This is a genomic window from Streptomyces sp. VRA16 Mangrove soil, from assembly GCF_017377775.1.
In the GTDB taxonomy this organism is placed as follows: Bacteria; Actinomycetota; Actinomycetes; order Streptomycetales; family Streptomycetaceae; genus Streptomyces.
In genome coordinates this window covers 256,743-279,026 of the sequence record NZ_JAFVLN010000007.1, presented here as the reverse complement: position 1 = coordinate 279,026, position 22,284 = coordinate 256,743, and the positions used below count along the sequence as shown (strand labels likewise).

General features: G+C 67.0%; 19 protein-coding genes and 1 pseudogene. 12 read left to right on the top strand and 8 right to left on the bottom strand.

The features are described from left to right. Positions 1–6: 6 nt before the first annotated feature. Positions 7–576: a flavoprotein gene (locus J3486_RS21150; RefSeq protein WP_207822436.1), complete on the bottom strand. Its 570-nt coding sequence runs from the start codon at positions 574–576 to the stop codon at positions 7–9. Then, complete coding sequence (locus tag J3486_RS21145; protein ID WP_207822807.1) at positions 573–1,853, bottom strand: helix-turn-helix domain-containing protein; 1,281 nt, start codon at positions 1,851–1,853, stop codon at positions 573–575. The genes J3486_RS21150 and J3486_RS21145 overlap by 4 nt, the downstream gene beginning before the upstream one ends. Positions 1,854–2,029: 176 nt before the next feature. Here J3486_RS21145 and J3486_RS21140 point away from each other — a divergent pair, with 176 nt between their 5' ends. The 7 genes from J3486_RS21140 to J3486_RS21110 all read left to right on the top strand — a co-directional run bounded on the left by J3486_RS21140 (position 2,030) and on the right by J3486_RS21110 (position 8,400). After that, positions 2,030–2,464 (top strand): ATP-binding protein, encoded by a 435-nt coding sequence (locus tag J3486_RS21140; protein WP_207822434.1) that lies wholly within the window; start codon positions 2,030–2,032, stop codon positions 2,462–2,464. Positions 2,465–2,503: 39 nt separating this feature from the next. Continuing rightward, positions 2,504–3,787: a UDP-N-acetylglucosamine 1-carboxyvinyltransferase gene (locus J3486_RS21135; RefSeq protein ID WP_207822805.1), complete on the top strand. Its 1,284-nt coding sequence runs from the start codon at positions 2,504–2,506 to the stop codon at positions 3,785–3,787. After that, complete coding sequence (locus tag J3486_RS21130; RefSeq protein ID WP_374194752.1) at positions 3,784–5,028, top strand: metallophosphoesterase; 1,245 nt, start codon at positions 3,784–3,786, stop codon at positions 5,026–5,028. Before J3486_RS21135 ends, J3486_RS21130 begins: the two co-directional genes overlap by 4 nt. Then, positions 5,009–5,548 (top strand): dCTP deaminase, encoded by a 540-nt coding sequence (gene dcd, locus J3486_RS21125; protein ID WP_207822432.1) that lies wholly within the window; start codon positions 5,009–5,011, stop codon positions 5,546–5,548. The genes J3486_RS21130 and dcd overlap by 20 nt, the downstream gene beginning before the upstream one ends. Next, positions 5,545–6,081: a deoxycytidine triphosphate deaminase gene (locus tag J3486_RS21120; RefSeq protein WP_207822430.1), complete on the top strand. Its 537-nt coding sequence runs from the start codon at positions 5,545–5,547 to the stop codon at positions 6,079–6,081. Before dcd ends, J3486_RS21120 begins: the two co-directional genes overlap by 4 nt. Beyond that, positions 6,078–7,199, top strand: a complete 1,122-nt coding sequence (locus J3486_RS21115) for a glycosyltransferase family 4 protein (RefSeq protein WP_207822428.1) — start codon at positions 6,078–6,080, stop codon at positions 7,197–7,199. The genes J3486_RS21120 and J3486_RS21115 overlap by 4 nt, the downstream gene beginning before the upstream one ends. 157 nt (positions 7,200–7,356) lie before the next feature. Then, positions 7,357–8,400 carry a serine hydrolase gene (locus J3486_RS21110; RefSeq protein WP_207822426.1) on the top strand — a complete coding sequence of 348 codons (1,044 nt, stop codon included), beginning with the start codon at positions 7,357–7,359 and terminating at the stop codon, positions 8,398–8,400. 230 nt (positions 8,401–8,630) lie between these two features. Here J3486_RS21110 and J3486_RS21105 read toward each other — a convergent pair whose 3' ends face one another. After that, positions 8,631–9,338, bottom strand: coding sequence for a GAF and ANTAR domain-containing protein (locus tag J3486_RS21105; protein ID WP_207822424.1), 708 nt, complete (start codon positions 9,336–9,338; stop codon positions 8,631–8,633). A 61-nt stretch (positions 9,339–9,399) separates the two neighbouring features. Beyond that, a complete protein-coding gene (locus J3486_RS21100; protein ID WP_207822421.1) occupies positions 9,400–10,161 on the bottom strand; it encodes a GAF and ANTAR domain-containing protein in 762 nt (253 codons plus the stop codon). A gap of 216 nt (positions 10,162–10,377) precedes the next feature. Between J3486_RS21100 and J3486_RS44225 the strand changes: the two are divergent. The 4 genes and pseudogenes from J3486_RS44225 to J3486_RS21085 form a co-directional block, all read left to right on the top strand. Further along, a pseudogene (locus tag J3486_RS44225) lies at positions 10,378–10,566 on the top strand (IS5/IS1182 family transposase); the annotation flags it as partial. A gap of 369 nt (positions 10,567–10,935) precedes the next feature. Further along, positions 10,936–11,655, top strand: a complete 720-nt coding sequence (locus J3486_RS21095) for a DUF6551 family protein (RefSeq protein WP_207822419.1) — start codon at positions 10,936–10,938, stop codon at positions 11,653–11,655. A gap of 879 nt (positions 11,656–12,534) precedes the next feature. Further along, positions 12,535–13,695, top strand: coding sequence for a hypothetical protein (locus J3486_RS21090; protein ID WP_207822417.1), 1,161 nt, complete (start codon positions 12,535–12,537; stop codon positions 13,693–13,695). A 435-nt stretch (positions 13,696–14,130) separates the two neighbouring features. Continuing rightward, positions 14,131–15,105 (top strand): hypothetical protein, encoded by a 975-nt coding sequence (locus tag J3486_RS21085; RefSeq protein ID WP_207822415.1) that lies wholly within the window; start codon positions 14,131–14,133, stop codon positions 15,103–15,105. Positions 15,106–15,272: 167 nt separating this feature from the next. Here J3486_RS21085 and J3486_RS21080 read toward each other — a convergent pair whose 3' ends face one another. The 3 genes from J3486_RS21080 to J3486_RS21070 all read right to left on the bottom strand — a co-directional run bounded on the left by J3486_RS21080 (position 15,273) and on the right by J3486_RS21070 (position 19,502). Beyond that, positions 15,273–17,918, bottom strand: a complete 2,646-nt coding sequence (locus tag J3486_RS21080; RefSeq protein ID WP_207822413.1) for a trypsin-like peptidase domain-containing protein — start codon at positions 17,916–17,918, stop codon at positions 15,273–15,275. Between the two features lie 13 nt (positions 17,919–17,931). Next, complete coding sequence (locus J3486_RS21075; RefSeq protein ID WP_207822411.1) at positions 17,932–18,231, bottom strand: trypco2 family protein; 300 nt, start codon at positions 18,229–18,231, stop codon at positions 17,932–17,934. Between the two features lie 398 nt (positions 18,232–18,629). Beyond that, positions 18,630–19,502, bottom strand: a complete 873-nt coding sequence (locus J3486_RS21070) for a hypothetical protein (RefSeq protein WP_207822409.1) — start codon at positions 19,500–19,502, stop codon at positions 18,630–18,632. 196 nt (positions 19,503–19,698) lie between these two features. Between J3486_RS21070 and J3486_RS21065 the strand changes: the two genes are divergently transcribed. Further along, a complete protein-coding gene (locus J3486_RS21065; RefSeq protein WP_229378338.1) occupies positions 19,699–21,363 on the top strand; it encodes a PE-PGRS family protein in 1,665 nt (554 codons plus the stop codon). Here the strand turns inward: J3486_RS21065 and J3486_RS21060 are convergent. After that, positions 21,293–22,135: a PE-PGRS family protein gene (locus tag J3486_RS21060; RefSeq protein ID WP_207822407.1), complete on the bottom strand. Its 843-nt coding sequence runs from the start codon at positions 22,133–22,135 to the stop codon at positions 21,293–21,295. The two genes, J3486_RS21065 and J3486_RS21060, sit on opposite strands and share 71 nt — an antisense overlap. Positions 22,136–22,284: the final 149 nt, after the last annotated feature.

Below are 22,284 nucleotides of genomic sequence, written 5' to 3'. Positions count from 1 at the left end.
CGCAGATCAGGCCCGTGCGGACAGCTCAGGAGCGAGCAGCTCCAGCGCTTCCTCCCAGCGGTAGCGGTCGGCACCGCCCCCGGCCTTCGGCTTGTGGGGCTCGTACGAGCCGATCAGGACGCCCATCTCGCGCAGCACGTCGAGGCTGCGCGCGTACGCGGGATGGGCGGCCTGGGCCGCGTTCACGTACGGGAAGGCAGCGATCGGGATGCCCATCCCGTATGCCTCGCACAGGATGCCCAGCGCCAAGGTGTCGGAGATCCCCGCAGCCCACTTGTTGATCGTGTTGAAGGTCGCCGGCGCCACCGCGATGGCGTCGGCGGGCGGCAGCGGGCGCGGGTCGCCGGGCTGTCGCCAGGCCGAGCGGATCGGGTAGCCGGTCTGCGCCTCGATGGCCTCGGCGTCTATGAAGCCGAGGCCCTGCGGGGTGGCGACGACGCCGACATCCCAGTTCGCCTCCTGGGCCGCAGTGATCAGCTTGCCGACGTCACCGGCGATGCCGCAGGCGCACACGACGACGTACAGGAAGGGCTTCTTCTGGGTCGGCTCGGTCTGCTGGTCTGGCTGATCACTCACGCGGGGACTCCCAGTTGGCGACTGAAGCGGTGCAGTTCGGGCAGCGTACGGCGGCGGTCACGAGCGGCCATGTCGGCCACCAGCTCGCGGACGGCCGGGCGGCGGATGTCCTGGGCCGCGCAGCTCTCGGCGATGCGCAGGGCCTGGTACCCGTCGGCCAGGCGGGCCTGCTGGCTGTAGGCGCGGGCGGCCTCGATCCACAGGGCGGCGCGGCGTTCGGGGACGGGGATGTGGCGGCGCATGAGAGGGCGGGCGGTGTCCAGGGCGACGCCCGCGTCGCCGAAGACGACGGCCGCGCTGAGTCCGTGCAGGGCGACGTTGGTCGGGCTGAAGTTGGCCCAGGCGTCGGGGCTGTCGAGCGCGACGTAGCGGGCGACTTGCTTCGCCTCGGTGAGGAAGTCCTGGGTGGCGGAGCGGTCGCCGCCGCTGCTGGCAGCGGTGACCCCGCGCAGGAGCAGCAGCCCGAGTGCCGCGAGATACCTCGGGGAGCGCTGGTCGTAGGAGCCCGTGAGCTGGTCGGCGGTGTGCCGGACGAGGGTGACGGCCTGGGCGGTGTGGCTGTCGCGGGCCAGGGCGTGGGCGTGGACGCGGACGCTGGAGGCGAGGACGACGGGGTCGCCGGAGCGTTCGGCCTCGGCCATGGCGCGTCCGACCGCGAGCCAGGCGTTCCCCTGGTCGCTCTGTTTGAGCAGGAGACTCGCCGAGGTCTGGTACGTCGTGGCGAGGAGACCGGACAGGTCGCTCGAGCCGGGGCTTTCGCTGATGGCCTGCCGCAGCTGCCCGATCAGGACGGGCAGCGCGCCCTCCAGCTTCGTGTAGTCGCAGGTGCAGAAGAGGCGTCGTACGCCTGCGACTTGGTCTCGCAGGCTCTGGAGATCCGGCACCGGTTCGGCGGTCACTCGGGCTGCTCCGGGCAGCAGGGACTGCACCAGGTCCTGGTGGGCGGTGCCGGGGATGGTGGGGGCCGCGAGCGCGGCGATGCCGGCGGCGAGAACGGTACGGCGGCGCATGTCCTCTGTCTCGGATGTCTCGGGATCGACGGGGCTGATGTCCGAAGCGGCGGCGAGGCCGAGGCGGTGCGGCGGAATCGCCAGTACCTGCGCGACTTCGCGCAGCACGCGGACGTCGTCCGTGCCCCTGCCGCCTTCCAGGCGGCTCACCTTGGACTGGTGATAGCCCAGGGCGGAGGCGACGTCCGCCTGCGAGCGCCGCTGTAATACGCGTGCCTGACGAATCACTTCACCGATCCGTCTCGCTTCGCTCTGCGCGTCGGCCATCTGTGCCACGGCTCCTCCTGCCGTCGCCGATCCTGCCTGCTCAACCGAGCGTAATGGACTGGCAGTTCACCGTGATGCAGCTCCTGCATAGACCATGCAGCACTGGCACATGTCCTGGTTCGAGGGGCTCGTGGGGCGGTTGCGTGGAGTGGCCGAACCGATCCAGGAGGCCGCTCATGGAAGCGCACCACATCCGGATTTCCGTCTCCGGCACATCTGCCGGCGCCGCGTCCGCGCGCCAGCAGATCGCGGAGGAGATACGGGATTGGGGTGCCGTCCTGGGATCCGAGCTCCTGGACGCGGCCGAGTTGGTGGCCTCAGAGCTGATCACCAATGCGGTGCGACACGCACACGAAGGGCCGATCACGGCCGGCGCCGACCTGCACGGCAAAGCACTGCGGATCGCTGTGACCGACGCCAACTCCGACATCCCCAAGGTCGGCCTGCCTCATGCAGAGGCGGAGGACGGCCGCGGCCTGTTCCTTGTCGCCGCGCTCGCGGATCGCCACGGATTCGACCCGCTGCCCTCCGGCAAGCGCTGCTGGGCCGAATTCGAGTTCAGCGCCCCGCTTCCAGTCCCTGCAGCACACCTTCCCCAGCAGAGGAGTTGACTGTTGCCTGCCGTACGGATTCCCCCAGTCGCGGCCGAAGTGGTCGCCGTACGACCGAGCGTTCCGCTGACCGGGACCGTGACCGTCGACGGATCGAAGAACGCGGCCCTGCCCCTGCTGGCCGCCGCGGCGGCCATCCACCGCCCGGTGAACCTGCGCAATGTCCCGGCGAACACGGATGTCGAGACGATGCTCACCCTGCTCCAGCAGACCGGCTGGCACGCAGCCCGCCCGGTCAGCGATCCGCACACCACGGTGATCCTGCCGAGCGACAAGCCCCAGCCCGATCCGGACCCCGCCGTCGCCGCCCGCATCCGGGCCTCGTACTACCTGGTCCCGGCACTGCTCGGCGCGTACGGGCGGGCCCGCTTGCCGTGGCCGGGCGGTTGCGCCATCGGGGAGCGCGGGATGGAGCAGCACTTCAAGGTGTACGAGCGCTTCGGTGACCGCACAACCGTCGATGACCACGGCTACCTCGTCGAAGCGGCCACGGGTGGACGCGGCACGGTATCGGTCATGCTGCCCTTCCGGTCCCGCGGGGCGAGCATCGCCGCCGTCCTGCGCGCGGTCGTCGCCGGACGGCCACTGCGTCTGGGCCAGCCGAACCTGTCGCCCGAAGTGCTCAGTGTCGTAGAGGCGTTGAAGACCGCTGGGTGGGAGTGCCGAGTTAGCGAGACCGTCCTCGCGCTCCAGCCACCTCGGTCCGTCACCGACGACACGCTCGCGTGGAGGGTGCCCGGCGACAAGATCGAGGCGGGCACGCTGGCCTGCGCGGTCGCGGTGAGCGGAGGCAACGCACACATCCTCGGCGTCCGCAGCGACGACGTCGTACCCCTCGTCAACGCCCTGAACTGGCTCGGCGTACCTGCCGAGTCAAAGGACGGCACCCTCGCTGTCCAGGCCGAGAACGCGCGGCCCACCGGTCGCCCACTGCGAGCCATCGCCTCCCTGACCCCCGGCGGCCTGGACGCGGACTTCGAACCACCGCTGATGGCCCTGGCGCTCGCCCTTCCCGGCGACCACCTGTTCGCCGACGACATCAACCCCGGCCGCCACGGCAATCTGCTGCCCCAACTCGTCCGTCTCGGCGCCGCGATCGACGAACTGTCGTCCACACGGTGCCGCTTCGCCGGGCCGCAGCAGCTGACGGGTACCGGAGTGGAGGCCACCGACATCCGCACGGGCTCCGCCCTGCTCATCGCCGGCCTCACCGCGCACGGCGTGACCACCCTCGGCGGCCTCGAACAGCTCCGACGCGGCCACGCCGACCTGCCCGTCAAGCTGCACGCCTTGGGCGCCGACATCTGCGAGGTGCTCCCGTGAACCGGCAGCCCAGGCAGTTCCGGCAGATCATCGCCACGACCGACGTCCACTCCGCCTTCGACTCGGCCATCCCGATGCTCGCCTACCTCCACGCCGCCAGGCCCGACAGCCTGATCGTGGACTGCGGCGACTTCTTCGAGGGCAGCGGCTTCTACCACCTGGGCAAGGGGCGCATCGAGCGCGAAGTCCTCACCACCCTGTACGACGTGCTCTCGCCCGGAAACCACGGCTGGCCGCACTACTTCGAGCCGCAACTGCACCAGATGACGGTGTGCGCGAACACGACCGACGACAAGGGCGGGCCGCTCTTCGATCGCGTACGCATGCAGAACATCGGCGGGCGACGAGTCGCCGTCACCGCGGTGATGGGCCCGCAGGCGTTCAACGCCATTCCCGTCGATCAACGCGCCGGCCACCGCGTCACCAATCCCGCCCAGGCCCTGCGCGAAGTGATGCTGGAGCACCACCACCGCGCCGACGCCTGGATGGTGCTGTCCCACTCCGGCTTCGAGGAGGACCTGAAGCTAGCCGCCGCCTGCCCGTTCGCCGACGTCATCTTCGCCGGGCACTGCCACAGCGACACCCTCGGGCCCGTGCACGTCGGCGACACCTTGGTGGTCAAGGGACGCGAACTCGGCGTCGGATACGCCGCCGCCGAACCCGTCGGCAGCGGCTGGGCTGCCCGCACCGGCACCTTCCCCGACGCCCCTGCCGCTCCCCGCGACCTCACCGCTCTGCTGGCGGAGATCTCAGCCATCGGACAGCAGCTGAAAAGTCCCCTCGGCGCCGTGGCCGAGCCTCTCCGCAACACACTCGTGGACCGCCGTCAGCTGCTCGAAGAGATCGCCGACCGACTGCACACCGGTCTCGGCGCAGACGCGGTCGTCCTCAACGAGACCGCCCTGCGCAGTGTCCGGCTCGGCACCACCCTCACCCTCGGCGACCTGCTGGCCATCGAGCCCTTCGGCAACCAGCTCGTGCACGCCTTCCTCCCCGAGGATCACGCCCAGGACCACGGCAACCTGCTCGACCTCCTCACTGAACGCCTCGGCCCTCTCGTCACCGCCCCCGCTCACCTGCCACCGACGGTCCGCACCGTGCTGACCACCGACTACCTCGCCGACAGCTACCTCGGCGGACGAACTCATCAGGCCGGCCTACGACTTGGACAGGCCGTATGCCGCGTCCTGACCTCCGCCAGTCCCACGAAGGAGGCGAGCAATGATCCTCACCGGACCTGAGATCAATGCTGCCGTGGCCGACGGCCGCTTACGGATCACGCCCTTCGCCCCGGACCAGACGAACCCCAACAGCTACAACGTCCGCCTCGGCCCGACCCTGCTGACCTACGCCGCCGAGGTCATCGACGCCCACCGCGCCAACCCCACCTGCTCCGTCCTGATCGGGAAGGACGGCTACGTTCTCCAGCCCGGAGAGCTGTACCTGGGCCACACCGTCGAGGAGGTCGGCTCGGACGTCTTCGTCCCGCTGCTGTTCGGCCGTTCGTCGGTGGGCCGCCTCGGCCTGTTCGTGGAGATCACCGCGCCGATCGGCGACATCGGGTTCCACGGTCAGTGGACGCTGATGCTCTCGCCCATCCGCCCGCTGCGGGTCTACGCGGGCATGAAGATCGGGCAGGTCATGTTCTTCGTCTCCACCGGCGACGTCGATCCGTACCGCGGCAAGTACCAGGGCGCCACCGGCCCGCAGCCCTCCCGCTACTGGCGGGACGCGGCACCCATCCAGGCGGTCGCCTCATGATCCTCACAGGCCCGGCCATCGCCGCCGCCGTCGGCACAGGAGAGATCACCATCGCCCCCTACGACCCAGCACGGCTCTCCCCCAACTCCTACGACTGGCGCCTGGGCGACACGATCCGCATCTGCGACAGCGAACTCGACGCCGCCGCACCCACCAGGTTCACCGAACACCCCATCCCTGCCTCCGGGTTGGTCCTGCAGCCCGGAGTGCTCTATCTCGGCGTGACCCTGGAGAAGACCGGCTCGGAAACTTACGCGCAACTACTCAACGGCGACCGCACCATCGGCGCCCTGGGCATCTGGGTCCACGTCTCCGCCCCACTCGGCCACCAGGGCCACGCGATCCGCTGGACCCTGGAGATCCGGGCCGCGAAACCCGCCCGGGTCTATCCGGGAATGACCTTCGGCAAGCTCGTCTTCCTCACGGCCCTCGGCGTCCCGGCCAGCTACCAGCAACAGCACGCCAAGTACGCGGCCACGAACGGCATCGACATCTCCCGCCTGTACGAAGAGATCCCTCAAGGAGCGCTGTGAATCCCGTCGTACGCTCGGACGCGGGTCCGCTGGCCGCCACCTTCCTGGACCTTCCGGCCGGCAGCCCGGGAGGCAGCGTCGAACTCTTCCTCGACCTCTACACGGGCGACAACCCATTGATCCCCGCGCGGGCTTTCATGCTGGCGCCCGCCGACCCCAGAACCCGACTCCCGGCCGGGCTCAACGTTCTTCCGGTGTCCGGGAAGTGTCTGGAGGGCGCCCTCTTCAGTCGCTACGTCGCGGAGCTGCGCCAGGCCCTGGTGACCGCGATCGACCCCGCGCAGATCGGCGTACTGCACCTGCAACACCTCGCGTTCGGCGCCACACCCGCCTTGCTCCGTGCACTGCCGAACCACCCGAGGATCGCGTTGGTCCACGGCACCGACCTGCTCTTCGCTGAAGCCCACCGCGACCAACTCCAAGTCCTTCGCGAGACAGCGAGGACCGCCGACGCCATCGTGGTCCCCACCGGCGCGATGGCTGATCACCTCCTCCAACTCGCCCCACAGGCCGACCGCCGCAAGATTGTCCACATCCCCTGGGGAATCCCCGACCACCTGCTCACCGATCCACCACCCCGGCCCTCCCGCAGCTCGGCCAGCCACCTGCGGCTGCTGTATGCAGGGCGGCTGACCGCCGAGAAGGGAGCCGAGCACCTGGTCACAGCCCTGGCACCCATTCCAGGCATCGAGCTGAGCATCGCCGCCCCCAGAGCCCAGTTCCACGCGCTGGCCCCGCTGCTCCAGCGGTCCGGAGTGCGGGCCCGGTATCTCGGCTGGCTCCGCCGCCCACAGCTGTGGAAAGCCTTCGCCGAGCACGACGCGCTGGTCATGCCGTCCACGACCTTGGAGGCCATGGGCCTGGTCGCACTGGAGGCCCAAGCCTGCGGCCTGCCCGTCCTCCACCAGCCGGTGCCCGGCCTCAACGAGGTTCTCGCTGCTTCCGGAATGGCCACCGACTTATCCCAGCCCGCCACACTCGCCCGCGACCTGGATCGGCTACGCACCGCACTGGGCCTCCTGCCCGCGCTTCGACAGGCGGGCTACGCGAACGCCGCTCGCTATCCGCTCTCAACGACCGCGCAGACCCTGACCGAACTCGGTCAGCAGCTCACCTGATGCGGGGCCGGCAGATCGAGGCTGCGGCCGAGCCGATGCTTGGTCGCAGCCCCATCTTGTTCCTGGTGCCACCCGACACCAAGGCGGAAGCATTCCCCGAACCTCTCACCCGCGTCACTACGCTGACGACGGGATGCCAACGGCGAACAGGGAGACCATGACGTACCGCAACGATCGCATCGAGCAGCTGCTGGGTGAAGGCGTCCGAGACAAGGTCTACCCAGGCGTGGTGTGGGCCGTTGGCGACGCCGACGGCATCGGAGCGTCGGGCACCGCGGGCGTCCTCGACCCCGACGAGCCGGATGCTCCTATGCGCCCGGACACCGTCTTCGACGCGGCCAGCCTCACCAAGATCCTCGCCGTCTGGTCCTCGATCGGTGCTCTCTGGGAGGACGGCAAGCTCGATCTCGACGTCCCGCTCGACACCCTCTGGCCCGAGGTCGTCGGCCACCCGCTCGGAGCGGCCACCGCCCGACAGCTACTGACCCACACCGCCGGCCTTCCGCTGCGGGCCCAGCTGAAGAACCTCTACGGCACCGACGCCCAGGACATCCGCGACGGCGTCCTGCACGAAGCCCTGCACCGCCAGCCCGGCGAGGCCGTCGAGTACACCGACCGAGCCGCCCTCGTCCTCGGCTACCTCGCCGAGTACCTATCCGGTGGGACCCTCAACCACCTTTCCGTAGAACGGACTTGGCAGCCGCTTGGCATGCACTCCACGCGCTTCGGGCCACTGCCAGTTGACGTCGCCGCCCGCTGTGCACCGACTGAGCTCGATCAGGACACCGATACGCACCTCAAGGGCGTTGCCCACGACTTCTCCGCCCGGCTCCTGGGCGGAGCATGCGGAATCGCAGGCGCCTTCACGGTCCTCGCCGACCTCGCCGCGTTCCTGGGCTACATGCTCGACACCACGACCGCCCCGGCACGGGCAGGGTTCGGCCCGGCCTGGACCACAGAATCACTGACCGTCCAAACCGGAGCCCTGGAACCCGTACGCGGGCTGTTCTGGCACCCCGCCGCCGGCACCGCCCCCACCGAAGACGTCTGGGTCCATTACGGCTTCACCGGCACCGGCATGTGGATCTCGCCTCGCCAACGGCAATGGGCAGTGCTCCTGACCAACAAGCTCTACTACACACGCGACCGCCAGCCCTTGATGGACATCCGCGACACCTTCCGCAAGCTGGTCTTCGGCTGAGACACCCATGCTTCGCAACCACGTGTCCACCCGCTGCCGTGGGTCCTTCCGACGGCCTCCTACAGGTGGACGCCGATCAGATCAGGGCCGTCGCAGACGATCATCAGGACGTTGCGGGCGCGCCTAGTCGTCTTCCTACGGCTCAGCGCACCTTCGATGGACGCCCGATCTGTCTACCCAGCAGATTGTTAGCTCGGACACGACGCTAAAGGCTGTCCCGCAACTGTTGGTCAGTTGGGTGGTGAATCGTTCAGGTTGCTGCGGCCGTGGACGACGTCGTGGGCGATGTCGAGGATGGGGCGTGCGTGGGTGAAGCTGTAGGCGCGCAGGCGGGCCAGGGCCTGATCGATGGGGATGTCGAGCCGTACGGTGAGGGCGCCTGCGGCCTGGTGGATGAGGGCTCGGTGCAGGGGGAGGGGGCTGTGGTTGTCGCCTGCGTTGTCGTGGGGGCTGGAGGGGCTGAGCAGGAGGAGCACGGCGGTTTCGGTGAGGCTGAACATGTCGGCCATCTGGGCGCGGGTGAGGGGGCCGGGGGTGGCGCGGTGGCCGGTGAGGACGCCGAGTCGGATGGCGCCGAGGTTCAGTGGCAGGGCGATGACGGCGTGTGTGGGCTGGTCGCGGGTGGCGGGCAGGAGGGCCGGCCAGCGGTGTTCCGGTGTGGTGTGCAGGTCAGGCGCGATGGCGGGTTGGCCGGTGTGGGCTGCGTCCCAGGTGGGTCCTTCGCCGAGGGTGTACTGGAGGTCGTCCAGGGCGAGGCCGGCGGTGTCGCCGGGGTCGTACCAGACGAGTTCGATGCTGGAGTTGTTGCGCAGGGAGATGGTCAGGCCGTCCAGGCCGAGCGCGGCCGCGCAGGGTGCCGGTGGCAGTCCGTCGAGTCCCTGGTCGGCCGCGGAGGCTGTGGCCAGGAGCTTGGGAAGTTCGGGGCTGGTTGGGGGCACCGCTGTCTCCTCGACGTGCAGGGGGTGGAGCGCCTGAGCGCGGGCGGGTCGGGCGTGAGCCTCAGCCGCCGGGATGCTTGTCCTTGTCGGACTGGGCGAACAGGCCGAAGTGGAGTGTGCCTTCGAGGAGTTGCAGGCACAGCTGGGTGAGTGAGCGGCTGTGGGAGCGAGCGTAGGCGCGCAGCAGGGTGAAGGCGGCGTCGGGGGTGATGTCCAGGTGGGCGCCGAGGGCGCCCTTGGCCTGTTCGATGGTGATGCGGCTGTTGAGCGCGGTCTGCAGCTGGCTGACGCGTTCGGCCTGGTCGTTGCTGAGCCGCTGGTGGAGGATGCCGATGGTGGCCGCGTCGGCGAGGGCCTGGCCCAGACGCAGGTCGGCCGGGTGGAGGCCGTCGGGGGTGGTGTGGAAGAGGTTGACGGCGCCGATGACTTCCTCGCGCAGCCGCAGCGGCAGTCCGGCCACCGCGGTGAAGCCAGCAGTCCGCGCGGCTTTGGTGAAGCGTGGCCAGCGGTCGGCGGCAGCCCGGGTCGTCAGGTCCACCGGGGGGATGACGCAGTGGTCCAGGCAGCAGTCCCGGCACGGCCCTTCATCGAACTCCAGCTGGAGTTCCTCCAGTTGGTGCACGGTATGAGTGGACGCCGTGACGTCGACCAGACGCCCACGGGCATCGACCATCACCACCCCGGCCGCATCCACTTCCAGCAGCTCCACCATGTGGTCGGTCAGCACGTGCAGAAAGTCGACCAGCTGGAACCCGCCGACCAGCGTGTCTGCCAGCTCGATGAAGGCCCGCGCCAGCCGCTCGTCCCGCTCCGGCTGCGCCATAACGGTCACCTCACTTCGTAGGTCGGCGCCGCGGCCCGCCGCTCGGGCGGCGGCGCCCCGGCTTAGTTGCCATTCTGGTCCTCCCGCTCCCCCGCCGGGAGGACTCAGCGGAAAGTCACTCCCTCGCGGACCGAAAACCTTCGCAGCGCCAGCACGGTTCGATCGCGCAGCAAGCCTCGCCGGATCTGGCCGGACAACCGGTGAGACGCTTCTGTTGTGCCAACCGTGATCACAGCATCGGAGCCGTCATGGATTGCCCCGTTCACCGGCATGAACCTCGTCGCCTTCCACAAGCTGATACGCATGCTGCGACGTGAGGGCGCCGACGAACCGGGGCCGGGGCGACCATGGTCTCTGACGTTGGAGGACCGGGTTCTGCTGGTCAAGGCATCTGCCCGGACACACTGGAATCATGTTTCCCGTATCTCAACGGAAAGCCGGGCACTAAAGAGACCCGCCCGGCTAGCGCTGAAAGCGTAGGCCATCCCGTACCCAAGGCCCGTGCCTCCAAAAGAGAATATGACTATGTCCGTACCGCCGATGTAGTAATTGGCACTCTCGGAGGGTTGTCCGAAATCGTCACGGACGATCTAGCCAGCTCCGAGCACTTTGGGTACATGCTCAAGGCACTCAAAGACGCCCGTCGATTGTCACACACGTACGTGAAGAAGATGGAGAAGATGCGGGATGAATAATCGCGCCCAGTATGCTGTTGAAATCGAGTTTCTTGTGCCCAGTCAGGTGACAACCGACCGGCACGTGAATACTCGCCCCGTGGACACGGCCTGGGTGGGGCGAAAGCTCAGAGAAGGTTTTGACCTGGGGCGGCTCGGGGTGCCCCAGGTATCTGCCCGCCCAGACGGCACATACATCTGGCTCGATGGACAGAACCGAGGAGCTCTATGCGTCGCTGCAGACCACGGAGAAACAAAGGTCGGAATGAAAGTATTCCGTGGGCTCACAAGAGAGCAGGAAGCGGAACTGTTTCTCGGGTTGAATGACAACCGACGCGTGCAGCCCCTATATAAGTTCATGGCCGAGGTCACTGCTGGGCATGCAGAATCTTTGGAGATCACTCGAGCCGCAAGGGATCACGGCTGGATTGTCTCAGATTCAGGCGCCGGTAACGCAATTATCGCGGTTGCGGCTCTACGGAAGATCTACGGAAAGTCGACCGAGAAAGGCCAACTCCTCAGGCGCACCTTGAGGGTGGTCACCGATTCCTGGGGAAACAGTCCGGCTGCAGCAAATAGCTACGTGCTTTTGGGAGTTGCTTCAGTTCTTCACGAGTTCCCGTACCTAGACTCCGACGCGCTCGTACGCAAGCTGTCGAAGCTTGCTGGCGGGCCTGCCAGCCTCCTAGGAAAGGGGCGCGGCTTCAAGGAAGTAACCGGGGGTACAGTAGTAGAGGGTATCGCCCGAGTAGTGCGAGACACATATAATTCCGGGCGGCGATCCGGAAGGCTCACCACAGAGTCCCAGGAACCTTTCTGAATTCAGGATGACCTTCTACGCTTGCCAGTAGCGCAGTGATAGCGGGCGGCTAATAGAAGTGCCATTGCCAACAGCGTTAGGTCTGACAATGAGGCGCAAGCGAAGGCTCCGAGCGCCTGCCAGTCAGCTCCACCGGGCAGCAGGGTCTGTTGCAGATGGGAGAGGATTCTGGTGTCTCCCCTGCAACCACCACAACGTTCGTCATCTGGCGCAGCTACGAGGGTGAGCACGCGGGCTCAGGAGCGTCCTCCTGGGCCCGCGGGTGACCGGGAACCAAGCAACCACCACTGGATGGATGAACTCATCCGGACTGATGCCGATCGAGTCTTTGCTCGACTTGCGCCAGTTGCGGCACTGGTGCGCCAGCTACACGTTAGCGAAGATGTACGCGCCATAACGGCTCAGCAAATCCCGATGCGTCGTACTGATGCTCAAGCGTGTGGCCTCTGGATCCTTCGCTGGGTCGGAGGCGATGTGCACGAAATGCTCTCAGGCCGCGCCAACGGGCGTCCACAGCAGCGACCCTCCCGCCCGCTGAGGGTCCAGGCAAGCCAGGCTGCACTCGTTCAACCGGTGGATCACCTCTCGCGCAGTGTCCTCGTCGGCCTGGACCATCTACGCGATCACCTGCATCCGGTTCCCACCGGCAGCATCACCCGGCGATAGCGCGCCAAGCTGGTACTGCCCCAGGGCATGATCTTCCGCAGATTCTGCCTCTCCTGGTTGGTCAGTCTGCGCACCCGCACAGGCTCAGCCACCACACCTCCAACGCTTGCAACGGACGTCACCGCCCGTCCAACCGTTCACAGCACTAGCTGGCCGCGCGACCAAGCGCCTCTACCCCTCCCCCATGTCAGTGCCGCTCAGTAACCTGCCCATATGAAGCCGAACGACTTTTTCCGGCCGGTGGTGACACCCCCGGGACCCGGAGAACTGTGGTCTTCGGAGAGGCATGAGTTCGAGCGCGAGTTCGTGGTTCGGCTACGCAAGGGGCCGCTGGAGGGCACCGAGGACAGGGATGCTGGCGAAGCTCTCGGACGGCTCATCCACTCCGAGCTGGAGCAATGTGGCACCAGCGGCTCTCAGCGCCTGGACGATGACGAGATAGCTGAGGCAATCCGCAGCTTCAAGTCTTTGATGCGCAGGCTTGGCCTCGACTTCAACCCACCGTTCCGCGACTTTCGGGGCTTCCACGGCTACTGGAGTGCTGAAGGTATGGGCGGCCCTGGCGGCTGGGCGGCCCGGCGCGGTTACCTCAACAAGCTCTTCGCGCCAGTCTGGGAGCGGCTAGACGAGCTGGACGAAGCATCCACCGCCGCAGTCGGCTTCCTCGGCGTTGACGGTGAACCGAGAAACATAATCTTCGCCTCCAAGGGTGCCAAGCCTGAGATTGTCTGGAGTCAGGTCATGGACGGGGCCATCGAGATCGTCGAACATGCCGATCAATGTCTCCTCTACAACAAGCCGTTGACCGATGCCGGCCTCACCTGGGGCGAGCTCGTCGACTGGTGGCGCCAAGAGAACCATCTCGAAGAGTCACCGGAACGCGACGTCGCAATCTCTCTGTACGAGCGGCTGAAAGCTTCCCTGAGCTCCGACGCTGAGCGCCATCTCTTCTACGCTTTCGCCAGCCGATACTCTGCGGCTGACGGACGGGCCCAGCCAGTCCTTCTTCCGCAGGTATACCTGCACTTCGACCCGCTGACTGAGCGCCAACGGCAACTCCTACACAAGCCTCGCCGCCTTGCTCGCGAACGCATGGATTTCCTGATGCTTCTTCCTGGCGGCGTCCGCATCGTCATCGAGGTGGACGGGAAGCACCATTACGCCCGTGAGGTTCCCTCAGGGACAGGACAGTGGCAAGTAGCGTCCGACCTCTATTCCGAGATGGTCGCCGAGGATCGAGCCCTCCGTCTGCTGGGCTACGAAGTCTTTCGCTTCGGCGGTCACGAGATCCTTCAGGCCAAGGGCGACTTGACGTTCATGCGTCGCTTCTTCGCAGATCTCGAATCGCGATTCTGGGGAGCGACCGTTCGGTAACCCGTCTGACCCGCATTCCTCAACCGGGCACCGCGTGATCAGCGAAGCGCAAATGGTAAAGGCGTAACGCCCTCAGGCAGCCTGGGAGCCGACTTGCTACCTCGTAGCTCAGTTCCCGCCATCCCAACAGCTGAAGGAACGGGTCAGGGGCCTGATCCGCATTGGAGAGCCAGCTATTCCCGCATTTCAGGTGATCGTTTGAGAGAAGATCTTGGTCGGGGTTCTCTCAGCCGTAGGCACCTATGCAGGTCGCCGCTAAGACTCCGGTACGTCTCCGGCAGCTCGGCCTACTACCGCGACACCGTTCGCACGCCGCATTGCACCGTTTCTTGTACGACCCATCGCCACGAGGACTACGGTCGCCTCTTGTCCGAGTCCGAGAGAGCTTCTACAAGTTCCTCTCGTTCGTCGCTCCCCGCGGTTCAGGAGTCCGACATGCGTGGTGACCCCTCCTCTTCCGACGCCAGACCAGCCCTGGCTCCAGCAACAGAACCTCTAACCGCTGCGGAGATCGATGAGATCCTCGCCGGGCTTGGCCGCTGCTCAGCCGCCCTGGTCCAGCAGTCTCAGGCCGACCAGCAACGTGCGGAAGAGCTGAACACGCGCAGCGAGAGCGGAATCCAACGTCGCATCGAAGGGCAGGAGCCGCCTTACAGCGCTGAGTCCGTGGCGCTCTCGGTGCGTCTGAGGCTGGCAAACAGGTGCGCGAAGGACAGTCGCGACGCTGCGCGGGAGTTCGTCTGCTGGTGGGTGGACGCAGCTGTGACTGCATGGACGGCAGTGGTCCACGAACTGCCAGTGACTCGGGCACGCCTGGGTGCAGCCGCACCGGACACTCTGTTGGCCGACGACGATGTGGCGGTACTGCCCGCAGTAAACGACAAAACGAGGGAACTCGTGGAGTTGGGAGCGTTTCTGGGCGACCCTCGGATGGCTCCTGACAACGACGACGACACCGCCTCCATGGCCACTGACCTGGCAGCCCGTTCAGGTCTGTCCTTGCGTCGGAACGTACATGGGGACATCGAGGTGATCGAGAACGTCGATCCGGAAGCCCGGCGCCGCCGTCTCTGGGGAGAGTGCTGGCTCCAGCTCGGCATTCCGGCACTGCCCGGCCCCGACGACCTCGACGTGCTTCTTGCCCACGCCCCCGGCGAGGCCAGCGAGCGCCTTCTGAGCTCCTCCCGCGCCGTCGTGCGCGCTTCCATGGCCATCTCGCGCCTGTCGGAGCTGGAAGACATCCATGAGCCCTGGACACCAGAGCAGATTGACGAGTACGACCGGCTCTCCGCCCTGCTTGACGAGGTGACGCCGCTTCTCGCCGACTATGCGCGCGACGTCACCGAGAGCCTGCCGGCCCTCCGGGCCGCACGGAACGGCCGAGGGGAGTCGACGGACCGAGCGGACTGACTGGCGGCCGGTCCAGTCTCAGGACTGCGGCCTGGGACTGGACCGGGGAGCGCACCCTCCATCGTGCCGACCTGGCGCACCGGCCCGAGGTTGAGTCCTGTCCCGTGAGGTCAGCGGTGCCCTTAGAGCTGCTCCACGCCCACGACGCGCCCCCCGCACAGCTGATGTCACCACGGGCGGCTAATGTCCCCCTCAGCTGTCAGCCCATACCGCCACAGCCGCACCCAAGGACTCCCGAGGCCCTCTGCCAAGGTGCGGCGGATCGCCAAGGCCATCAAGATGTCCGCATGTCCGGCGTCCGCAGCACGGTGCGCCAGTCGTCGGGCTGACCGAAGGTCGTGCTGTTCGCGGTGCTCGACCAAGGACGTGAGCAACCCGGTGTGTCCATGCGCAGCTGCATCGAGCGCATACCGGCCGGCCGACTCACGGTCCCCGGCCAGTTCCCTCAACCGTGCGAGGTCGATCAGGGCCCGTGGATGACCGGCCCGAGCAGCCTGCCGCAGGGCTGCTTCCGCTCCGTAGCGGTCACCGGCCAGCTCTCTGATCAAGGCCAGGCTGAACAGGAGCCGAGAGTTCCCCTCCGCCACAGCCTCCGTCATCAGCTCCTCGGTGGCGCCCATGTGTGGGGCGGCCTCTCGCAACGGGGCCATCTCACGCCACAACCGAGCATCGGCCGTCTCGCCACGTTCCCAAGGCAATACGAACTCGCCTTCCTCCCGCTGCTCAAGCCAGGCCGCCTCGTGTCTCTCGGCCAACCGTTCCCGAACGGCACTCTGCCGCAGACTCCAGCGGATGTCGGACTCAGCAGCCGTCACGCCTCCGGTGTCCGCCACATCGTCTGCATTCAGGTTCTCCGAGCGGTTGCCGGTGTGATTACACAGCAGTGCAACGCCCTCAAGGGCTTCGACGTCCTGCTGCGCGGCGGCCTGTTGATACAGCCTGGCCGCGTGTCGAAGCCTCCAGCGTTGTCGGGCGGCACGGGCGAGCATCGAGGTGTCTTGCGGTGTTGCCGCATGAGCTGCCGCCTCCCAGAAATCGGCCGGAGGACTGATGTGCCAGCGTTCGGCACTGCCATGTTGTTCGAGGTAGTCGGCGAGCCGGTATCCCCGTCTGCCGTCGGCATCGGCGGAACCAGGGCGGGGGCGACTCTGGCTGAGCGGTCCTCGCGCCCCACGGCATGGCTCGGCGAGATACGTAAGCGCCCGGTCGAACCAGTCCTCTTCCAGCACGTCCCATTCGTCGTCGCTGAGATATCCCGGCGCGGCCCGCTCCAGGAACGCCCGGGGCAGTAACGCACCGTGCCCGAGCCTTCGTGCGTCCATAGCCGCCAGGAGAACCGCACGGGCGGCCGCCGAAGCCTGCTTGTACCGACGAACCAACTCCGGTGCACCAGCAAGGAATTGAGTCACGCGCCCACCAGCAGCGTCCGCGGCCTGAGCGAGTCGCGGATCTGCATCGAGCACCTGCTTGTGGCCAAGCAGCTCGTACTCGCTGAAGCTCTCCGGGACGTGGACCACCGTGGCGAGCCCGAGCAGTGAGCGCGCGGCAGCGTGGGGATCCGGCGCGGATCCGCCCTTCTCGGGCTCCTTCGTAAGTGCGTCCCAGTACCGGGGCCAGAGAGACCCCAGGACAAGCAGCGGACCGGCGCGCCCGTCGGCCAGCAGTTCATGCAGCACTGCGGCAACGCGCTCACCATAAGGACTCGGGGTCAGGTAGAGCTGGGTTTCGTTCAGCCACAGAACGGTGCGTGGAGCGACACGGCCCGAGCTCAGCGCCTCCAACACAGAGACGGGACGCTCCGGGGCGAGGGGGTGCCACAGCCGCCAGCCGCCCGACAGGCAGGCACGCACCGACTCCCACGCAGCGCGCGTCTTCCCTGTGGAAGATCCCCCGACAAGCATCAGCAGCTTGCTGCCGTTTTCAGCGTCAGCCACGACTTTCCGTAACTCGTCGTCCACTCCATCGCGTTGGAGGTATGGGGGCAGGACTTCAAGCCGCTGACCGGGCTCGCGCAGCTCGATGGCGGGGTGGACCTCCAGCGCCAGCGCATGCTCGGGCGGCAAGGAACTCAGCCGACGCCCCAAAGGCGGCCCGCCCTTGTTCGTCCCCGTGCTCTCGAACTCGGCCCGTACCTCGATGAGTCGACTCGGCCTCAGCGGGACACCGATCGCGTCCTCCAAGCGCCGCGCGGCTTCAGGTGACAATCGGCTGTGCCAGCCGTCCACACGGAGAACAGCCAAGTGATCTGAGCCATCGGAGAGGTGATGGTGCCCCACGATGCCGATGAGGCTCGCACCACTGAAGACAGCGGCACCGGACATTCCGTCCCACGGAGATTCTCCCGCGGCCGCCTTCGTGGGACTCGCCGCGACCCTGAGGTCCAACGTCCCTTCGCGGCGGTTGGACCACACCGCACAGGAGCCGTGCACGTGGCACGAGTCCCGATACCGAGAACCATCGGGATCCGTGCGCATCTTGAAGCCCGGGAACCCGACGGCGCTGCACCGGAGCACGACATCCCGGTTAGGCACAGACCCGAAATGGGTCCATGAGACTGACTGTTGATCCCCATCGACGGCGAGTACGGCAACATCGATGGCCTGGTCTTCCCAGAGAACTCCAGCACGGTGAACACGCTCGGTTGCCAGGTCGGCGTCGAATCTCACCGTGACCGTGTGGGCACCCCGCACCACATGTGCGGCGGTGAGAACCCGTCCAACGGCGACCAGGTACCCCGACCCCCGACGCCCCTTTCCGTCGTCCCCGGAGACGATGACTTCCGCCGCTCGGCGCGCCTCCAAACCGATGGACACCCTCGTGAGAGTTTCAGCGCTCGCCGGCCACAGCGTCACCGGAGATCAGAACGGCAGCATCGGAATCCGCGATGCGCGGTTGCAGGGTGAAGGTGATCCGCTGCGTCTCGGCCTGTGCCACCTTGGCGGCGCCTCCAGCCTCAACCACGAGGAAGCGCAGGCGCGCGTTGCCACTCGCCTCCTTGGTCACCGTGACGGATGCCTCCACCTCGATGGGCCCCAGCTCGAACCGCAGCTGCTCCCCGTTCCCCGCAGAAAGGGCCGTCGTGAACTCACGACGCAGCTCACGAATCATCTCCGACAGCTCGATCACGGATCCCCCACCCAGGTCGCCGACGACTCCTGGCACCCTACTGACGCCCCGTCCTGTGTGTACCAGCAATGTGTCAAAGCGCTCATGAGTCCCACTGTCACCAGGACGGCCACCCGGCCCTTGGGAGAAGAACTTCTCCCGCACCCGCCGCGATTACACCCCACACCATCCGAGATCAACGCCCCGACCTGCGCAAACATCAACACTCGTGGTCGGCCCCACTGTCCGAACCTCATTCGGGACGAAGGTCGTGGGTTCAAATCCCGCCACTTCGACAGAGAAACGCCAGCTCAGGGCCACCGACTCACATGAGTCGGCGGCCTTGAGTGCCTTCCGTAGCCGTTTGGGGCGCTATCTGGGAGCCGTTCCCCGGATCCGGCTCCCAGACGTCCCCGTACTCAGGCGGCAAGCTCCGGCGCCGAGGCAGATCCCTCGGTGGGTGGGGCGAGAAGCGTGAACGCGCAGTCCCCGGGACGGCGGCCCAAGCGCTGGACCATGAGGGCGCCCAGAAGCGCGGCTCCGGGGCCGCGAACCGGCCCGGCCTCGGTGCCTACAAAGATCAGGCCGTTCTCATCCGGTTCCCAGTCCCCGTACTCTGCTCCGCTACCAAGCGCGATGCAGAAGCCGAGAAGATCGACCAACAGCCCAGTAGGCAGGTCGCCGCGAAGGTAGACGAGCGGATGAGGCGCTCCATCGTTGTCCTCACTGATCGTCATGACAGCTCCGAGGCCGGCGGGCAGCGGATACCGGTCTACGGGGATGTCTTCCACGACGCCTTTAAGGCCGAGGACGGCAATGTCCTTCAGTTCGGCGAGGACCTCCTCGTCGGGACGCCAGCCGTCCTTCGGCGCCCAGTGACCATCGCCGAAGAGGTCCAGGACGTCCACCGTCACCTCGGGGGGTTCCGCCGGCACCGAATCCGGCAGATCATCCACTTCCTCAACCCTCGCGCCCTGTCCCTGCGTCGCCGCCCAAAAGCGTAGGACGGGATAAGGCCGGTGGATGTAGTGGGCCAGCAGAGACCGGATGGCGAATGCGACCTGCGTGTCAGTCAGTCCGGGACGCACGAGGATGAAGAGCTGCCCCGTGATGACGCCCAGCGCGGCATGCATGCTCCCCTTCCCCAGGTCGTACTCGACCGCCCGCGTGTTCATCGCGTCCATCAGGACGGGAAGATCGAGCCCCCAGGCGTCATGCGCCCGGATCCTGCCGGGGGTCTCCTCCGCGATCCGACGCTCCTCTGATGCGCATTGCATGGCTTTCGCTTGCATGAGTTGTCCTTCCGCTGTTCGAACCAGGTCACCCACTCTTGGGCTGGTTCACTCGCCGGAAGACGTAAAGTCAGGAAGCGCCCTGTCGTGCGCGCGATACCTTCCACACTCCGGAGCCCAGAGTCGCGACGACCCCTCGCCCGCTCAGCTCCTCAACAAGCCCCGAGAGCAATCACCGCATACAGCTTGTGCCGAGATGGTCACAGACGGTACGACCATCGTCATGCATCCCTGGTCTCCGCTGAATGACCGCCAGCTCGCTCTTCTCCTCCGGATCGGAGCGGAAACAGATCCCGTCACCTCGGACAGCCCCGAGCTCGCCATCAGCGCCCACGCACTCAAGAACCGCGGCCTGATCTCCATGCCAAGACAGGGCGGCAAGTGGCAGGCGGAAATCACGGACGCGGGGCGCTTCTATCTGGAACACGGGCACCACCCGAACCGTCCCGAGCCGACACAACGCCGTCAGCGACTTCCGGATTCACCCCCGCCCGAAGCCCCCGCAACTCCGCTGGCCGCTCCTCCCTCCCCGCGGCCGAAACCGGCGCGCGTTGTGAAGCCCACGCCGCCGCCGTCCGCGGAGATCGGTGCCGCTCTGATCGCGGAAGTTCAACAGGCTGGGCGGTTTCTGCGGATCCCCGATCCGAGCGACTCGGAGCGCGCTCGCTACTGCCGGGCGTTCGACGCGGCACGGCAATGCGCCCCTGAGGGCTACCACCTCAAGTACAGCGGGCGAGCCAAGGGCGACTTCTTTTTAGGGCTGCTCCGGATCACCGGGGAGGACGACACCGAGTGGAACCGGATCCGTCTGGCGCGCAGTCGCGTCATCACCGATGTCGAGGACGTGCTCGCAGCGGTCACGGCCGATCACAGCGCCTTCGAGATCTCGGATGAGGTGCTCCCCCGCGTGCTCTCGCTTCTGAGGCACCTCGCCGAACAGGCCCTGGCCCGGCACGGGGAGATCGCGGTGTCCAAGAAGCGCAGGCAGGTGAAGCCCTTGCTCACGGTGCACGGCAGAACATACGAGGTGATCTTCAAGGAGCGGCAGAAGCCAGTCCGCTACGTGCCCAAGGAGGCGGGACGCCGGACGTACGACTGGCAGCGGGTCACCCCGGCACACCGCCTCGAACCGTCCGGGGAGCTGGAACTGCACGTCAGCCAGCAGTACCCGGGTTACAGCCCTTACTCCGGGCACGGCTGGAAGAAGGAGTGGGCCGACACTGCGAAGAAGCCGCTGGAGGACCAAGTCGTATCCATCCTTCGGGCGTTGAAGAACCATGCTGAGGACGTGGAGCGCGTACGGCGCGAGCGTGAGGCGCAGCAGCAGCGGCTGAAGGAAGAGCGAGAGCGACAGGAGGCAGAACAGCGACGTCTGGAAGCGGAGCAGCAGGAGCGCACTCGAAAGGAGTGGGAGCGGGCGGTCGATGCAGCGTCGGTCAAGGCAGTTCAGGCCGTGCGAACCGATCGCTTCGGTACGGCCCTGGAGCAGTGGCGTGCAGCCGGAGAGATCCGGCAGTTCTGTGCGGCACTGGCTGAGGTCGCCACGGCGTCGAAGGATCCTGTGGAGGCCGAGAGGCTGCGGGAGTGGTCCGTGTGGGGGATGGGAGAAGCGGACCGACTCGATCCCACGCTCAGTGGGCATGGTCTGACGGCACAGGACTTCCATGCGGAGCCGACCAGCGAGCAGTTGCGCCCCCACCTGGATGGGTGGCATCCGGAGCGTCCGGAGAAGGTGGAGCGGAGGACTCCGGACACCCCGCCCCAACCCGATCCGGACCCCTGGCGCGGCCTTACCGACGCACGTCAGGATCAAGAGTGGCGATGGGGACGCCAAGGTCGCGCTCAATGGTGGAGGCGATGACCCCGTGGCCGCGCTCGCGTAGGGCCCTCGATGCTCTTTCGACCAGCTCGCCGAGCCGGACCACCTCGGCGCGCAGGGCGACCAATTCGTCGTAGCGCTCCGCCTTGTCTTCGCCGCACCATGCGCGGACGGTTCGCAGGATCGCCGCCTGCGCGTCCAGTTTGCGGTCGTCGCGGCGGCCATAGGCGTACCAGGTCGGTTGTGCGCGCTCCTGTTCCAGCGCCTGCTGCTTGCGATCGAGTTCGGGCAGGATCTCCTCTGCGAGGCTGCGCGCGGCTTGACGGGCGATGCGTTCGGTGACCGGCCAGCCTGCCAGGCACACTCCGTTGTGTCGTACGTACACCATGGCATCGCCCTTCAACTCGGCCTCTTCTATCCCGAGTTGTCGAGCAATGACGCCCAGTCGATTCAGCTCCAGAATCCCGGCGTCCGCCACACCGCGACGCAGACGCAGGGCGCTCTTGGGCCGGACAAAGCCGAGGATCAGCCGGGCGGCCTCGAAGTCGTTGGTTCCTCGTACATGACGCGACGCCTCGGCCAGGGCCAGCTCGCCTGCATCATCCTTGAGAAAGACTTCGATGTCAGGCCAAGGGACAACCAGCGAGGCGGGGTTGACCCACTCCTGGAGGCCGGCATCGTCACCGTCGAGGAACCGTACGTGAACCCATCCGCCTTTGCCGGGACCGCCAACACGCACGACCTCGACCTCGCGCAACGGGCTGCCCAGTTCCCTCGGCCTCCCCCGGTACGCCCAATGCTCTTTCGCCTCCATGGGTCCATTGAGCCAGTTCTCGAGTGGTCTTGCCCCTCAATTCGCCGCAAGGAAGCCCAGCCCTGGCGGACCCGGAGGCCGCTCCTACGCAGCCGAGGCCCTGCTCGACCTGGTCGCCATCGCCGAACGCCCTGGCGCCGACCATTCCA

What these genes read in the sequence shown, in the direction of transcription:
- J3486_RS21085 (WP_207822415.1), top strand. Translation starts at nt 14,131, where the DNA reads ATGCGTGGTGACCCCTCCTCTTCCGACGCCAGACCAGCCCTGGCTCCA.
- J3486_RS21090 (WP_207822417.1), top strand. Translation starts at nt 12,535, where the DNA reads ATGAAGCCGAACGACTTTTTCCGGCCGGTGGTGACACCCCCGGGACCC.
- J3486_RS21140 (WP_207822434.1), top strand. Translation starts at nt 2,030, where the DNA reads ATGGAAGCGCACCACATCCGGATTTCCGTCTCCGGCACATCTGCCGGC.
- dcd (WP_207822432.1), top strand. Translation starts at nt 5,009, where the DNA reads ATGATCCTCACCGGACCTGAGATCAATGCTGCCGTGGCCGACGGCCGC.
- J3486_RS21110 (WP_207822426.1), top strand. Translation starts at nt 7,357, where the DNA reads ATGACGTACCGCAACGATCGCATCGAGCAGCTGCTGGGTGAAGGCGTC.
- J3486_RS21145 (WP_207822807.1), bottom strand. Translation starts at nt 1,853, where the DNA reads ATGGCCGACGCGCAGAGCGAAGCGAGACGGATCGGTGAAGTGATTCGT.
- J3486_RS21100 (WP_207822421.1), bottom strand. Translation starts at nt 10,161, where the DNA reads ATGGCGCAGCCGGAGCGGGACGAGCGGCTGGCGCGGGCCTTCATCGAG.
- J3486_RS21070 (WP_207822409.1), bottom strand. Translation starts at nt 19,502, where the DNA reads ATGCAAGCGAAAGCCATGCAATGCGCATCAGAGGAGCGTCGGATCGCG.
- J3486_RS21060 (WP_207822407.1), bottom strand. Translation starts at nt 22,135, where the DNA reads ATGGAGGCGAAAGAGCATTGGGCGTACCGGGGGAGGCCGAGGGAACTG.
- J3486_RS21065 (WP_229378338.1), top strand. Translation starts at nt 19,699, where the DNA reads ATGGTCACAGACGGTACGACCATCGTCATGCATCCCTGGTCTCCGCTG.
- J3486_RS21120 (WP_207822430.1), top strand. Translation starts at nt 5,545, where the DNA reads ATGATCCTCACAGGCCCGGCCATCGCCGCCGCCGTCGGCACAGGAGAG.